This window comes from Herbaspirillum sp. (assembly GCF_035644555.1).
In the GTDB taxonomy this organism is placed as follows: domain Bacteria; phylum Pseudomonadota; class Gammaproteobacteria; order Burkholderiales; family Burkholderiaceae_D; genus Herbaspirillum.
Genome location: NZ_DASQOH010000036.1, coordinates 1 through 14,745 on the forward strand (window position 1 = coordinate 1; position 14,745 = coordinate 14,745).

Annotated in this window: 15 protein-coding genes and 1 tRNA gene; 3 read left to right on the top strand and 13 right to left on the bottom strand. The window is 62.7% G+C overall.

All coding sequences use genetic code 11. From position 1 onward, the window contains the following. From VE092_RS09245 to VE092_RS09270, 6 genes are all read right to left on the bottom strand, one after another. Positions 1-530, bottom strand: a 530-nt coding sequence (locus VE092_RS09245) for a 50S ribosomal protein L25/general stress protein Ctc (RefSeq protein WP_324875990.1), incomplete at its 3' end; no start/stop codon positions are given. Positions 531-667: 137 nt separating this feature from the next. Further along, a complete protein-coding gene (locus VE092_RS09250) occupies positions 668-1,618 on the bottom strand; it encodes a ribose-phosphate pyrophosphokinase (RefSeq protein ID WP_324875992.1) in 951 nt (316 codons plus the stop codon). 127 nt (positions 1,619-1,745) lie between these two features. Further along, a tRNA-Gln gene (locus tag VE092_RS09255) sits at positions 1,746-1,822 on the bottom strand. Between the two features lie 70 nt (positions 1,823-1,892). Further along, the gene (gene ispE / locus VE092_RS09260) at positions 1,893-2,762 is read right to left on the bottom strand and encodes a 4-(cytidine 5'-diphospho)-2-C-methyl-D-erythritol kinase (RefSeq protein ID WP_324875994.1); all 870 of its coding nucleotides are present in this window, start codon (positions 2,760-2,762) and stop codon (positions 1,893-1,895) included. Between the two features lie 41 nt (positions 2,763-2,803). Continuing rightward, entirely contained in the window at positions 2,804-3,436 is a 633-nt protein-coding gene (gene lolB / locus VE092_RS09265; protein WP_324875996.1) for a lipoprotein insertase outer membrane protein LolB, read from the bottom strand. Beyond that, entirely contained in the window at positions 3,433-5,238 is a 1,806-nt protein-coding gene (locus tag VE092_RS09270) for a tetratricopeptide repeat protein (protein WP_324875998.1), read from the bottom strand. Before VE092_RS09270 ends, lolB begins: the two co-directional genes overlap by 4 nt. 187 nt (positions 5,239-5,425) lie before the next feature. On the opposite strand from VE092_RS09270, the gene mutM reads away from it, so the two are divergent. Both mutM and mutY read left to right on the top strand, forming a co-directional pair. Further along, positions 5,426-6,247, top strand: a complete 822-nt coding sequence (gene mutM / locus VE092_RS09275) for a bifunctional DNA-formamidopyrimidine glycosylase/DNA-(apurinic or apyrimidinic site) lyase (RefSeq protein WP_324876000.1) — start codon at positions 5,426-5,428, stop codon at positions 6,245-6,247. Continuing rightward, positions 6,244-7,377: an A/G-specific adenine glycosylase gene (mutY, locus tag VE092_RS09280; RefSeq protein ID WP_324876002.1), complete on the top strand. Its 1,134-nt coding sequence runs from the start codon at positions 6,244-6,246 to the stop codon at positions 7,375-7,377. Before mutM ends, mutY begins: the two co-directional genes overlap by 4 nt. A 22-nt stretch (positions 7,378-7,399) precedes the next feature. Here mutY and rapZ read toward each other — a convergent pair whose 3' ends face one another. The 6 genes from rapZ to ilvA all read right to left on the bottom strand — a co-directional run bounded on the left by rapZ (position 7,400) and on the right by ilvA (position 13,492). Next, complete coding sequence (gene rapZ, locus VE092_RS09285; RefSeq protein ID WP_324876004.1) at positions 7,400-8,263, bottom strand: RNase adapter RapZ; 864 nt, start codon at positions 8,261-8,263, stop codon at positions 7,400-7,402. An 84-nt stretch (positions 8,264-8,347) separates the two neighbouring features. After that, the gene (gene hprK, locus VE092_RS09290) at positions 8,348-9,286 is read right to left on the bottom strand and encodes an HPr(Ser) kinase/phosphatase (protein ID WP_324876006.1); all 939 of its coding nucleotides are present in this window, start codon (positions 9,284-9,286) and stop codon (positions 8,348-8,350) included. A 56-nt stretch (positions 9,287-9,342) separates the two neighbouring features. Then, complete coding sequence (locus VE092_RS09295; protein ID WP_324876042.1) at positions 9,343-9,816, bottom strand: PTS sugar transporter subunit IIA; 474 nt, start codon at positions 9,814-9,816, stop codon at positions 9,343-9,345. Between the two features lie 249 nt (positions 9,817-10,065). Beyond that, positions 10,066-10,680: a hypothetical protein gene (locus tag VE092_RS09300; protein ID WP_324876008.1), complete on the bottom strand. Its 615-nt coding sequence runs from the start codon at positions 10,678-10,680 to the stop codon at positions 10,066-10,068. A 302-nt stretch (positions 10,681-10,982) separates the two neighbouring features. Beyond that, positions 10,983-11,867, bottom strand: coding sequence for an NADPH-dependent 7-cyano-7-deazaguanine reductase QueF (gene queF, locus VE092_RS09305; protein WP_324876010.1), 885 nt, complete (start codon positions 11,865-11,867; stop codon positions 10,983-10,985). A gap of 86 nt (positions 11,868-11,953) precedes the next feature. After that, positions 11,954-13,492: a threonine ammonia-lyase, biosynthetic gene (ilvA, locus tag VE092_RS09310; protein ID WP_256385239.1), complete on the bottom strand. Its 1,539-nt coding sequence runs from the start codon at positions 13,490-13,492 to the stop codon at positions 11,954-11,956. A 354-nt stretch (positions 13,493-13,846) separates the two neighbouring features. On the opposite strand from ilvA, the gene VE092_RS09315 reads away from it, so the two are divergent. Continuing rightward, positions 13,847-14,338, top strand: a complete 492-nt coding sequence (locus tag VE092_RS09315; protein WP_006465114.1) for a YqaA family protein — start codon at positions 13,847-13,849, stop codon at positions 14,336-14,338. Between the two features lie 96 nt (positions 14,339-14,434). Here the strand turns inward: VE092_RS09315 and VE092_RS09320 are convergent, their stop codons facing one another. Then, complete coding sequence (locus tag VE092_RS09320) at positions 14,435-14,581, bottom strand: hypothetical protein (RefSeq protein WP_166758461.1); 147 nt, start codon at positions 14,579-14,581, stop codon at positions 14,435-14,437. Between the last annotated feature and the right edge of the window lie 164 nt (positions 14,582-14,745).

Consider the following 14,745-nt stretch of genomic DNA (forward strand, 5'->3'; position numbering starts at 1 on the left):
ATGGTCAGGTTTTCCTGGGTGACGGCGGTCACGCCGTTGGGCAGCTTCAGGTCAGCCAGGTGGATCGATTGGCCGACGTCCAGCTTGGACAGGTCGACTTCGATGAACTCAGGCAGGTTCTTCGGCAGGCAGGTCACGTCCAGTTCAGCAGCCACGTGGCTGATGATGCCGCCGTGCAGCTTGACGGCCGGCGACACTTCAGCGTTCACGAAGTGCAGGGGCACCTTGGTGTGCAGCTTCTGGGAAGCGTCCACGCGTTGGAAGTCAACGTGCAGGACCAGTTGCTTGAACGCGTGGACTTGGAAGTCACGCAGCAGCACTTGTTCGACCTTGCCGTCGATTTCCAGGTCCAGGATGGACGAGTGGAAGGTTTCCTTCTTCAGGGCGTGGTACAGGGCGTTGTGGTCAACGGCGATGTTCAGCGGGGCAGCGGTGCCACCGTAGACGATACCCGGGGTTTGACCCGCGCGACGCAGGCGGCGGCTCGCTCCGGTGCCCTGTTCATTACGCGGAAAGGCGATCACTTTCATGTTGAAGCTCCAATGTTGGCAGGGCTCGTCGTTGAATCATTCAATCGACGGTTGCCCCGCAAGTTAAATATTCCCCGCGACCAGGGAATATGAAAAAACCTCGCCACGGAAAACCGCAGCGAGGCGAATGCAAAATCTTATTCAGCGAACAGCGACATAACCGAGTCACCCTTGGTGATGCGCTTGAAGGTCTCGGCCAGCAGGTCGGCACAGGTCAGCTGACGGATCTTCGCGCAGCCACGTGCAGCCGGCGACAGCGGGATGGTATCGGTCACCACCAGTTCGTCCAGAGGCGAATTGGCGATGCGGTCGATGGCCGGGCCCGACAGCACCGGGTGGGTACAGTAGGCCACGACCTTCTTGGCACCACGTTCCTTCAACACTTCGGCAGCCTTGGTCAGGGTGCCGGCGGTGTCGACCATGTCATCCATGATCACGCAGTTGCGGCCTTCGACTTCACCGATGATGTTCATCACTTCGGAGACGTTGGCCTTGGGACGACGCTTGTCGATGATGGCCAGGTCGCAGTTCAGGCGCTTGGCCAGCGCGCGGGCGCGCACCACGCCGCCGACGTCGGGCGAGACCACCAGCAGGTCTTCGTAGTTCTTGTTGACCAGGTCGCTGAGCAGAATGGGCGAGGCGTAGATGTTGTCCACCGGGATGTCGAAGAAACCCTGGATCTGGTCTGCATGCAGATCCATGATCAGGACGCGCTCGACGCCGGCTTCCTGCAGCATGTTGGCTACGACCTTGGCCGAGATGGCCACCCGCGCCGAACGCGGGCGGCGATCCTGGCGGGCATAGCCGAAGTAGGGGATGGCGGCGGTGATGCGACCGGCCGAGGCGCGCTTCAGAGCATCGACCATGATCATGATTTCCATCAGGTTGTCATTGGTCGGTGCGCAGGTGGACTGCAGCACGAAGACGTCCTTGCCGCGAACGTTTTCATTGATCTCGACCATGACTTCGCCGTCGGAGAACTTGGAAACATTGGCCTTGCCCAGCGGGATACCGAGTTTCTCAGCGACGCCGCGCGCCAGTTCGGGGTTGGCGTTGCCCGTAAAAACCATCAGGTTCTCAAGTGCCATGTGGGTATCCCTGAATGCAATCGTTAAAAAGTCGAAAAGCCGACAATGCTTGACTTGATCGGTCTCACATTGACGGCTTATTTTTCTGACTGGACCCGGGCCTGTACTACGGCCTGTCCGAATTAAATGGCAGGGGAACAAGGATTCGAACCTTGGAATGCCGGAATCAAAATCCGGTGCCTTAACCAGCTTGGCGATTCCCCTACGCAACTTGCTGCTCGCCGTGTCGCGCGCTCTATGCCAGGCGCTGCGCTCACGTCAAACCAATTCTTCATTACGACTGCACTAAATGGGCGAGAGGATGTTCCTGCATCGCTTTGGCTTTCCAGCCGATCCAGCGCGAAGGCAATTGCTCGAGCACTTCGTCTGCCTGATGTTCGTGTTCGAATGCACAAAACACACAGGCGCCAGATCCGGTCATTCTTGCGCTTCCGAACCTGCTCAGCCATTCGACTGCCGCTGCAACTTCGGGGAAATGCGCAGTTGCCACCATTTCCAGATCGTTCTTCCCGAAGCTGGAAGCGATTTGTTTCGTCGCATCAGGAAAGTCCGTTATTCTGACGGGTTCGGTATCCCTTGTCAACAACTTTGAAGAAAATATTAAAGAAGTTGGAACAGATACGCCTGGTTCAATGACCACGAACCAGCAATCCGCAGTTCGCAGTGCCGCCAGCTCTTCCCCCACGCCTTCTGCGAATGCATTGCGGCCAAACAGGAAGAAGGGAACGTCGGCGCCCAGTTTCAGGCCCATCTCCATCAGAGAGGCGCGATTGTATCCGCAATTCCACAGATGATTCAAGACCATCAGCGTGGTCGCTGCGTCCGATGAGCCACCCCCCACGCCACCGCCCATGGGCAGGATCTTGTGCACGGTGATGTCGGCGCCCAGGTGGGGCTTGCCGCTGGCCTCGCGCAGCAGGTGCGCCGCGCGGATCACCAGATCGGACTCGGCCGGCACGCCCGCCACCTCATTGGTCCTGACGATGCGGCCGTCGTCGCGCAGGGCGAAGTCCAGCGTGTCGCACCGGTCGATCAACTGGAAGGCCGATTGCAGCAGGTGATAGCCATCCGGACGGCGGCCCGTCACATGCAGGAACAGATTGAGCTTGGCCGGTGCCGGGCAGGCGGTGAGGGTGGTGGTCATGCTTGTTGCGTGGTCAGGTGAGGGCCTTGCGTTGTCCGCGCTCAGGGTCGTTTCCAGCCATCGATGGCAATGCGGATGGCGACCTTGCCGGCCTGGGCGGTGCTGCGGGTCATGTCGATGCGCTTGGGGCGGGCCTGGCCGCTGGCGGCATCGGTCTCCCAGTTGGCGTAGGTGATTCGCCAGCCATCGCGCGTGTCGAAGCTGGCCGCTTCCGTGCCGGCACGGGCGGTGAAGGGCTTACCGCTGGCATCGATGCCGCTGCCCTGCAGCCACTGGCGCATGCCAGACACCGGCAGCGGCCATCCCAGTGATTGCGCGGCCAGTTCATCCACATCGGGCGCCACCTGCGGTGCGCGCCCGGATTGCACCAGGGTGGCGATGCCGGGCTTGACGTTGATGGTGGCGACCGTCTGGCCCAAGGGGGAGAACATCTCCAGGTTCAGTTCCTGCGGGGTCTGCTTCCAGAAGAAGCTGCCGTGCAGCGACTGCGGGCGCTGGTCCTGCTCGTACTGGACCGAGATGCGGCCATCGATCTCGATGCTGGACTGGTAGGCCGGCGCGCTGGCGTTGGGCGCCACGCTGTCCTGTGATACCGTGGCGCAGCCGGCCAGCAGGATGGCAAGACAGAAAGGCGCCGCCTTCAGGAAGCTATGATAGGAACGCACGCGACTCATAACTTCACATTGAGCCGCGCCAGCGTGCTTTTCAGGACTTCATTGCTGGGCTCTTTCGCAGCAGCCTCACGCCAGACATTGCGCGCCTCGTCCTGCTTGCCGTTGGTCCAGAGCACTTCGCCCAGGTGGACGCCGATCTCGACATCCGGACGCAGCCCATAGGCACGGCGCATCTGCGTCTCGGCCTGCTCCAGGCGACCCATGCGGAACAGCACCCAACCCAGGCTGTCGGCGATGAAGGCGTCTTCCGGGGCCATGTCCGCCGCCTTCTGGATCAGCTCCAGCGCTTCCGGCAGTCGCACATTGCGATCGGCCAGAGAATAGCCCAGCGCGTTGTAGGCATGCTGGTTGCCGGGGGCCAGTTGCATCACGCGACGCAGGGACTTTTCCATCTCGTCGTACTTGCCCAGCTTTTCCAGGACCATGGAATAGTCGTAGAGCAGGTCGGTATTGTTGGGGAAGCGTTCCAGGCCGCCCTTGAGCACGTCGGCGGCTTCCTGGTTGCGGTTGGCGTCGCGCAGCAGGCTCGATTCGGCCAGCAGCAGTTGCAGTTGCTCGCCGTCGTTGGCCGATTCGGCCTGGGCGCCTTCGAGCGCCTTGCGGGCGCCCTCGATGTCGTTCTTGCGCGCCAGCAGCTGGGCGCGCCGCACCTGGATGTTGACGTAGCCCTCGTTGCCCGGCTCGGCCTGGTCCAGGTAGCGCAACGCCGAATCCAGGTCACGCCGCTCCTCGGCGATGCGCGAGAGCAGCAGGATGGCCTGGCTGGGATCACGGTCTTCTTCGGGCTGGGCCGAGAGCACCTGCAGGTAGCGCTGCAGATAGTATTCGGCATCCTTCAACTGCTCGGTCTGGGCCGACAGCACACCCAGCGCGAAGAGGGTGGTGGCGTCTTCGCCGTCTTCCTTCAACAGCGTCTCGAACTGGCTGCGGGCCTGCTTGTAATCCTTTTGTTCCACCAGGCTGCGGGCGTAGGCCACGCGCACTTCGCGCGCATCGGGATACTTGCGCAGGAAGTCGGTCACCAGCTTGGTCGCTTCCTTGTTGTCCGAGGCCACCTGGGCGGCGGTCAGCACGGCCAGTTCGGAGTCCGGCTTGATCTTCAGTGCCGCGCGAGCCTCGCGCTGGGCCTGGGCGCCGTCGCCGATGCTGAAGGCGCCCTGGGCCAGGGCCAGGTGGGTTTCCATCAGGTCGCCATAGGGCTTGGTGATGTTCTGCAGGATGGTGAAGCTGGCCTGCTTGTCCTTGGCCCGCGAGAGCAGGCGCTGGATCTGCAGGATCATCGGGCCACGCGCCTGGGGCGCGGCATCGGCCAGGCGCTGGGTCAGCAGCGGTTCGATTTCATCGACGCTGTCCGAGAGCATGATCAGGCCCAGGTAGTTCTGCAGGGCTTCATCGGAGTGCGGTGCCAGTTCGGTCCACAGGCGCACTGCCACCAGCGCTTCGCCAGCCTGGCGCGCCGCAACTGCCATCTCGGCAGCACGCTTGGCCAGGCGCGGGTCGCGCGTCTGCTGCGCGGCCGCCAGCATGGTCACGTAGGCCGACTGCCACTGGCCGCGCTGGAAGGCGATCTCGGCTGTCAGCACTTTGTAAAGGATGTCCTCGCTCAGCTCCAGCGCCGGCAGGGCATCTTCCTGCGGCTGGACCTTGGCCTTGGGGGCTTTCTTGCGATTGGCGGCCGACTTGGCCGACGCGCTCTTCTGGTCCTGGGCCGCCTGGGCATCCGCCTTGTCGCCGGGCTGTTGCAGGCTTGCGCAGGCAGTCAGCAGCAGGGAACTGGTGATGAGAGCGATGGTTTTTTTCAAGATTTCATCCTGACGATTCGGAGAGTTTCGATTTTACGCGCAACAAACGTGGCTTTGCTGACAGCGCAGTGTAATCCATCTTTGACAAGCTTCCCTGCGCAGGTTGCACCTGCGGCTTCAGGTCTTGTTTTCGGCATCTGCATTATCATATGCAGCTTCACGCCCGTCCTCCCTTATCCGCCAGCCGATGCCAGAATTACCAGAAGTCGAAGTCACCCGTCGCGGGGTCGCGCCCTATCTCGAAGGCCAGACCGTCAGCGGCGTCGTCATGCGTCACACCGGCCTGCGCTGGCCGTTCCCGACGGGCTTGCAGGGCCTGCTGGCGGGGCGGGTGATCCGGCGTACCGGACGTCGCGGCAAATACCTGCTGATCCATTTCGACCATGGCACCCTGATCGTGCATCTGGGCATGTCCGGTCACCTGCGCATCCTGCCGCCGGGCATCGCGCCGCAAAAGCATGATCATTTCGATCTGGAAGTCGGCGGCCAAGTCATGCGTATGACCGATCCGCGCCGCTTCGGCGCCATTCTCTGGCATGACAGCGCCGATGGCGCCATCGAGGAACACCTGCTGCTGCGCAGCCTGGGGCTGGAACCGCTGGAAGACAAGTTCAGCGCCCGCGAGCTGTTCAAGCAGACCCGCGGCCGCAGCGCGCCGATCAAGCAGGTATTGCTGGCCGGCGACATCGTGGTGGGGGTGGGCAATATCTACGCGTCCGAGAGCCTGTTCAAGGCGCGCATCAATCCCAAGACGCCGGCCTACAAGATCAGCCTGGCGCGCTACGAACGCCTGGCCGAGGCCATCCGTGAAACGCTGGCGGCGGCCATCGAGCAGGGCGGCAGCACGCTGCGCGACTTCATTGCCGTCAATGGCCAGTCTGGCTATTTCCAGCAGAGTTACTTCGTCTACAACCGCACCGGCGAGGCCTGCCGCATCTGCGCCACGCCGATCCGCCAGATCAAGCAGGGCCAGCGTTCCACTTTTTATTGCGTGAGTTGCCAGAAATGAAGGGTATTGTCGAATCACGGGGCAAGGCTGCTGCCGGTGAGGTGTCGGAATATGAAGATTCCTCCTTCTCGGCTCAGGTGATCGCGTGGCAGAAACAGCACGGTCGCCACAAGCTGCCCTGGCAGAATACCCGCGACGCCTATCGCGTCTGGCTCTCGGAAATCATGCTGCAGCAGACCCAGGTGGCGGCCGTGATCCCGTATTACCAGCGCTTCCTGGAGCGCTGCCCGGATGTGTTCTCGCTGGCCGCCGCGTCGTCCGAGGATGTGATGGCGCTCTGGAGCGGGCTGGGCTACTACACCCGTGCGCGCAACCTGCACAAGTGCGCGCAGCGCGTGGTGGCCGAATACGGTGGACGCTTTCCGGAGGATCCCGAACTGCTGGCCGACCTGCCCGGCATCGGCCGTTCCACGGCGGCGGCGATTGCGGCCTTTTCCTATGGCCGCCGCGCCGCCATCCTGGATGGCAACGTCAAGCGCGTCTTTGCGCGGGTGTTCGGGGTCGATGGCTATCCGGGCGCCAAGCCAGTCGAAGACAAGCTCTGGTTGCGTGCCGTGGCGCTCCTGCCGCAACAGGATATCGAATCCTATACCCAGGGCCTGATGGACCTGGGCGCCACCCTGTGCGTGCGCGGCAAGCCCGCCTGCGAGCGCTGTCCGCTGGCCGGGCGCTGCGTGGCCCTGGCCCAGGACCGGGTGGCGGAACTGCCGGTGAGCAAGCCCAGGAAGGCGGTTCCTGAAAAGGAGACCGTGATGCTGGTCATCACCCATGGCGAGGATGTGCTGCTGGAGCAGCGGCCCGACAGCGGCATCTGGGGCGGCCTGCTGTCGCTGCCGGAGATCGGCGTGGCCGATGCGGCGCGCTTTGATACCGCCGTGCGCACCCTGGTGGCGCCCTACGGCGAGCTGGAAGGCTGCCGCAAGCTGCAGCCGTTCTCGCATGTCTTTACCCACTTCAAGCTGCACGTGGCGCCCTTCCAGGTGGCGCTGAGCAGTCGCAGCCAGGCCATCGCCGAGCGCGGCCTGCTCTGGTATCCCGCCCACAGGCTAGCCGATGCGCCGTTGCCGGCGCCGGTCAAGAAGCTGTTGCTGGGCGTACTGGGGACGCGGGACCTGCTCTCGGTGGTGTAGCAGGCGGCGCCGGCCCGGGTGATCAGTTCAACTGGCGGTGCCGGCTCACCACCTGCTCGGTGGCGCGGAAGTGGCTGGCCAGCAATTCGACCAGATAGACCGAGCGGTGCTGACCGCCGGTGCAGCCGATGGCCACGGTGAGGTAGCTGCGGTTGTCATCCTTGAAGGCCGGCAGCCATTTCTCCACGAAGCCACGGATGTCGTTGAACATGTCGGTCACCTCGGGATAGGCCGCCAGGAATTCGATGACCGGGGCGTCGCGCCCGGTCAGCGGTCGCAGTTCAGCGTCGTAATGGGGATTGGGCAGCATGCGCACGTCGAACACCAGATCGGCATCCAGCGGCAGGCCGTGTTTGAAACCGAAGGATTCGATCTGCAGCGTCAGCGGCGAGCGTTCCAGGTCCACCAGTTCCTTGATCCAGCGACGCAGCTTGTTGGAGCTCAGCTGCGAGGTATCCATGACCAGGCCGATGTCCTGCATGTCGCCCAGCATTTCCTTTTCCAGCGCAATGCATTCGGTGAGCGTGAGGCGGTCGGCCGGATTGCGGCCGGGCAGCAAGCGGTGCGACAGCGGATGGCTGCGGCGGGTTTCGGAGAAGCGGGTGATGAGCGTATCGTCAGAGGCAGTCAGGAAGAAGACCTTGACGTCATGTCCCTCGGTGCGCAGGGTCTCGATGTCGGTGCGCAGGGTGGCCAGGGAATCGGCGCTGCGCGCATCGGTGGCCACGGCCAGCATGCTGGCGCCTTCCTTGATGCGGGTTTGCACCAGGTCGCACAGCAACGAGGGTGGAAGATTGTCGACGCAGAAATAGCCGGCGTCTTCCAGCACATGGAGTGCCACCGATTTGCCGGAGCCGGAGATGCCGGTGATCAGAACGATTCTCATGGCGGCAATCATAACGCATAGGGCGCCGGATTCGCAGTGCAGACGGCATTTCCCGGTCGGCGGGAAGTTGCATCCGAGGGGGGCCTATTCGCCGTTCATGGCGCGTCGCTGGCGTTCGATGAATTCCTTGAGGGTATCGATGCCGCGCAACTGCAGGATGGTATTGCGCACGGCGGCTTCCAGCAGCACCGCGATGTTGCGGCCGGCCGCCACGGGGATGACCACCTTGCGGATCGGCAGGCCCAGCACTTCTTCATACTGCGCATCCAGCGGCAGGCGTTCGTAGTTTTCTTCCAGCGTGCTGCGGCGGACCAGGTGGACGATGAGCTTCAGGCGCATCTTGCGACGCACGGCGGTCTCACCGAAGATCGCCTTGATGTCCAGCAGCCCCAGTCCGCGCACTTCGAGCAGGTTCTGCAGCAGCGGGGGGCAGCGCCCCTCGATCATGTTGGGGGCGATGCGGGCAAACTCCACGGCATCGTCGGCCACCAGGCCGTGGCTGCGCGAAATCAGTTCCAGCCCCAGCTCGCTCTTGCCCAGGCCGGATTCGCCGGTGATCAGCACACCCACGCCCAGCACGTCCATGAATACGCCATGCATGGTGATCTGCTGCGCCAGTTTCTTGGACAGGTACACCCGCAGGTAGTCGATCACCTGCGCCGCCGGCAGCGGGGTGGAGAACAGCGGGATATTCTTTTCGTCGCATACCGCCAGCAGATCGGGCGGTGTCGAGAGACCCTGCGCGATGATGAAAGCCGGCGGTTCGCCGGCCACCAGCTCGGCGGTCTGGTAGGCGCGCGAGGTGTTGGAGAGGCGATTGTAGTATTCGATTTCCTGATGGCCGAAGACCTGCAGGCGGCCCGGGTGGATCAGGTTCAGGTGACCCACCTGGTCGGAAGCCGAGACGGCGTCGCCGGAGATCAGGCGCTCGCCGCCGGGGAAGCCGGCGAACCAGCCCAGTTGCAGGGATTCACGGTTTTCTTCGTAAAGCTGCTGTATCGACAACGCGGAATAATTGGGCATGTAGCTCCGGTCTGGTCTGCTGGCGGGTGGGCGGCGAGCGGAGGCGGCCGGGCTGATCAGCCGGCCTTCTCCATCGAGGTCTGCCAGGTCACGATGCGTGCATGCACCACGGCAGGGTCGGTTTCGACGGCGAGCTCGTTGCGGAACGCGTCGTCGGAAAACATCTCGGCGATTTCCGAGAGGATTTCCAGATGCTGTTGCGTCACGTTGTCAGGAATGAGCAGGAATACCAGCAGCTTGACCGGCTGGCCATCTGGTGACTCGAAGGGAATCGGCGCGGCCAGGCGCATGAACAGCGCCAGCGGCGCCTTCAGGCCCTTGATACGCCCGTGCGGCACGGCCACGCCGTGACCCAGTCCGGTGGAGCCGAGACGCTCACGGGCAAACAGGTTTTCGGAAACGGTGGAGCGGGCGATGCCGCTGTTGTTTTCGAAAGTCAGGCCGGCTTGTTCGAAGGCTCTTTTTTTGCTGGAGACTTCCAGATCCAGAACCACATTTTCTGGAGACAGGATTTTTGCGAGATTAGTCATGACGCTCAAGGAATTGCCACGGGCTGAAGCTTTGAGCAGGATTATAGGCCTCTTTGGACCCGGAGGAACGCTTTGAAAGCGCCGAACAGCAGGTGATTTCGGGCGCATGGAGCGGATTTGCCCCAAGGTACGACTTTTGTAGAGATAGGCGGAAATATTTTTGCCGACCCCAGTGCCGATGAGGGTTGGTGATTTATCCATCACCGCCCCGCTCATCGGTCATCGCATCACCGGCAATGACATTTCGAATTACATCTCAATACGGCCGAAGATCAGCAGCACATCGCCGTTGTTCTTGTTGGAAGACAGACGCGGCACATAGGCAAACATGAGCTTGGCCTTCTGGGTGCCGATGGAGGCCAGCGGCAGCGGCACCGGGAAGGGTACGCTGTGGAAGTAGTCCTGTCGGCTCATGAGCATGGCGGTACCGCCCAGGCCCAGCTCCAGACCTGTCCTGGCAATCGGGAATACCCATTCATAGGCATAACCGGCCATGTATTGCGGATGGCGATGCGAATCCTTGATCACGAAGCCGTAGAGGGACTCGTCATTGCCGCTGTCGTTGCGCAGGGTCTTGCCGTAGCCCAGGCCCCAGGCGTGTTCATTGAGCTCATCCAGCTTCTGCGGGGTATAGGTGCTGCGGCCGTGGTGCGCCACGCCGGACAGGTAGATCGCGCTGTCGCCCTGATCCCAGATGCGAGCGGCGTGGTCCTTGGTCTGCTGCCACAGGCTGTACTGGTTGTCATCGGCATGCGCTGCCGGGGCCAGCGCGCAGGCGGCGGCACCCACGCCGGCGAGGGCGGCACGCCGCAGCAGGGAAAGGAAGGGGGCGGCCAGGTGCCGTTGCAGGGTGGAGGTTGTCATCGTTATTGTGGATGGAAAACAGAAGTCCCACGGCTCCGGCAGGCGGAACCTGAACGTGGTGACAGGATGTTGACGAAAAATCGGATGCGCGGACAAGCCGCCGGCCCGGCAAGCTCATCCACAAGGGAATGGACAGGCAGGAGAGAAAAAATATCCCGCCCCCGCTGCTTCGTAAAACCGAAAATGTTACCAAACCGCAGTGCGGTCGACTGTCCCTTAAAGGCGGCAAACGCGGCGGCCGCCATGTCTGGTGACAATTTTCTTACATCCCACAGCACCCGCAGGGGCGGGCGCCGGCCGGCTCACTGGCGGGCGTTGCGCAATTGCGAGGGGGGCTTGCCGCTGGAGAAATTGCTGCGCCAGGGATTGATGTCCAGGCCGCCGCGTCGCGTGTAGCGTGCATAGACGGCCAGCTTCTGCGGTTTGCAGTAGCGCAGGATGTCGCTGAAGATGCGTTCCACGCATTGCTCGTGGAATTCGTTGTGCTCGCGGAATCCGATGATGTATTTCAGCAGCCGTTCCTGGTCGATCGGCGCGCCCACATAGTGGATCTGCACGCTGCCCCAATCCGGCTGGCTGGTCACCGGGCAATTGGACTTGAGCAGATGCGAGACCAGGGTTTCCTCGACCAGGGCTTCCTCGTGGTTGGCGCGCAGTTGGCTGCCGTCGGGGTGGGCGCCACCGCTGGCGGGTTCGATTTCCACATCCAGGCGATCCAGCGACAGGCCGGCCAGTTCGCCGAACTGCAACTGGCCGAACTGCGACGATTCGGTCAGCATCACCTGCACCCCGGCGCCCGCGGCAGCAGACAGGTCGGTGCGCAGCTTTTCCACCAGTTGGTCGGCACTTTCCAGGCGCTCCTGGTTGAAGGAATTCAGGTACAGCTTGAAGGACTTCGATTCGATGATGTTGGGCGAATCGGCCGGCACCATGAAGGTGGCGATGGCGATCTGCGGCTTGCCGCGCAGGTTCAGCCAGGAGATTTCATAGGCGGTCCAGATATCGACGCCGAAGAAGGGCAGGGTGCCGCTGATCTGCAATTCGGCGCGCTTGGGCGCGCGCGGGATGGGAAACAGCAGGCTCGGATCGTAATGGGTGGGGTATTCCGAGCTCTTGCCCAGGGGCGAGCTTTCCGGCGAATGGCCGATGGCGGCGACGTTCGAGGCGGGCGGGGTGGTGTGGTTCATGGTGAGGCTCCTGCGATGCCAGCCTTGGCTGGCGATGACGTTCGGTATTGCCGTGGCCGCGCCCGGTTGGGGCGCGGCCAGCGGTGCTAGCCGAGGAACAGCTTGTATAGCGGGTTCCTGGTTTCGTCCCAGTGACGATAGCCCAGTTGCGCCAGGAAGGCGCGAAACTCCTTCATCTCCTTCTTGGGTACCTGCAAGCCGATCAGGATGCGGCCGACATCGCCACCCTGGTTGCGGTAGTGGAACAGGCTGATGTTCCAGCCCGGGTTCATGCTGGAGAGGAATTTCATCAGCGCGCCCGGGCGCTCCGGGAATTCGAAGCGATACAGCAGTTCGTCACCGGCAAGTTCACTTTTGCCGCCAACCAGGTGACGGATGTGGACCTTGGCCAGTTCATCGTGGGTCAGGTCCAGCACGCCGAAGCCGGCCTTCTCGAAGTTGCGGGCGATCTTGCCGGCCTCGTCGGCGGCCGAGACCTGGATGCCGACGAAGACGTGTGCGGCCTTGTCATCGCTGATGCGGTAGTTGAACTCGGTCACGTTGCGCGGGCCGACGGTCTCGCAGAAGCGGCGGAAGCTGCCGCGCTCTTCCGGGATGGTGACGGCAAAGACGGCTTCGCGGGCCTCGCCGGCATCGGCCATCTCGGCCACGAAGCGCAGGCGGTCGAAGTTCATGTTGGCGCCGCAGGCGATGGTGATGAGCGACTCGCCCTTGATCGGCTTCTTGCTGGCGCGCGCGCGCTCCACGTAGGCCTTGGCGCCGGCCACGGCCAGTGCACCGGCAGGCTCCACGATGCTGCGCGTGTCCTGGAAGATGTCCTTGATGGCGGTGCAGACGGCATCGGTATCGACGATGATGATCTCGTCCACCAGCTCCTTGGCGATGCGGAAGGTTTCTTCACCGACCAGCTTCACCGCCGTACCATCCGAGAACAGGCCCACGTCCGGCAGGGCCACGCGGCGACCGGCCTTGAGGCTGCGGGCCATGGCGTCGGAGTCGGTGGTCTGCACGCCGATGATCTTGATGTCCGGGCGCACTGCCTTGACGTAGGAGGCCACACCGGCGATCAGCCCGCCACCGCCGATGGCCACGAAGATGGCGTGGATCGGGTCCGGGTGCTGGCGCAGGATTTCCATGCCCACCGTCCCCTGGCCGGCGATCACATACGGATCGTCGAAGGGATGCACGAAGGTCAGCTTCTGCTTCTTTTCCAGCGTGAGCGCGTGTTCATAGGCGTCGGTGAAGGAGTCGCCGAAGAGCACCACTTCGCCGCCCCGCGCCTTGACGGCGTCGATCTTGACCTGCGGGGTGGTGGTGGGCATCACGATCACGGCGCGGCAGCCCAGGCGGGCGGCCGACAGTGCCACGCCCTGGGCGTGGTTGCCGGCGGAGGCACAGATGACGCCGCGCTTGAGTTGCGCCGGCGTCAGGTGGGCCATCTTGTTGTAGGCGCCGCGCAGCTTGAAGCTGAACACGCTCTGCATGTCTTCGCGCTTGAAGTAAATTCGATTATCAATCCTTTGCGACAGCGTGTTCGCCAGTTCCAGCGGGGTTTCTTGGGCGACGTCATAGACGCGGGCAGTCAGGATTTTTTTCAGATAATCGTTACTCATGTCGGTCTTCAGTGAAGTGAGGTCAGGCGAGCAGCAGCGGGTTCAGGCGCGGTCATATCGCATTCAGGCAAAGGGAAAAAGCGGCTCGGTAAGCCGGTCGGGATTCCTCCTGGGCGCGGAGAGCGGTAGCTGCTCCGGTCCAGGGGAACTGGACATTATAAAGGAGCCCACCGGCGCAGGGCAGGGCACCGGCAAGCCGGGGGGGCAAGTTCCGGGTGAGGGTGAATCTTTCTTCAGTTCTTGAATTCAGCCCCGATGGCACCAGCTAGAATGCACGCTGCGCCATTCGACCGGGCTTGATGGATGGCAAGTTTCGCAACATATTCCCCCTGGCCGCGGCCAGCCTTCAATCTACCCTCCGCCTGCATGATCGAATCCGCCGTCCTCTGGCTGCTCAATATCCTCGCTATCCCCACGGTCGGCCTGACGTCGGTCTTCCTGATCAGCTTCATCTCCGCCACCCTGCTGCCGCTGGGCTCGGAACCGGCGGTGTTCGCCGTCATCAAGGCCAGTCCGGAGATGTTCTGGCCGGTGATCCTGGTGGCCACGCTGGGCAATACCCTGGGCGGCATCGTCGACTACTGGATGGGCTATGGCGCCAAGCAGGCCTTCGCCAAGGAGCGTTCCTCGCGCTGGTTCCACTGGCTGGAGAGGTTTGGCGCCAAGACCATGCTGCTGGCCTGGCTACCCGGCATCGGTGACCCCATCTGTACCCTGGCCGGCTGGCTGCGCCTGCCGTTCTGGCCCTCGGTGGTGTACATGGCCATCGGCAAGTTCATCCGCTATGTACTGATGACCTGGCTGCTGTTGAATGTACCGGACGGCTTCTGGCACAAGCTGGGGAGCTGGCTGGCGTGATCCGGGCCCTGGGTCGATAGGTCAGCGCTGACGCAAATGGAAACGGCACCCGCAGGTGCCGTCTGGCCGGCCGGAGCAAGCGCTCACGCGGTCAACTCAGGCGCTCAAGGCTGGCAGCAGGCCTTCCACCACGCGGATGGCCAGGAAGGTGGCCGTCACGCCCAGCACCGCCAGGTGGCGTGTCTTGAGCTTCAGGTAAAGGCCGGTGTCACTGAAGGTTGTCGCGGTGTTCATTGTGTTCATGATCTCTCCCTCATGCCTTGCATTGGGCATAGTCGGCCAGGGTAATGGCCAGGTTTTCCAGGAATTCCGTCATCAGTGCTTGCAACATGGGAGCCTCCTCGCTGGTATTGGTTCAGGAATGTTCACCTGAGGTCTGAACGAAGTATAGATTTATTCAATCAATT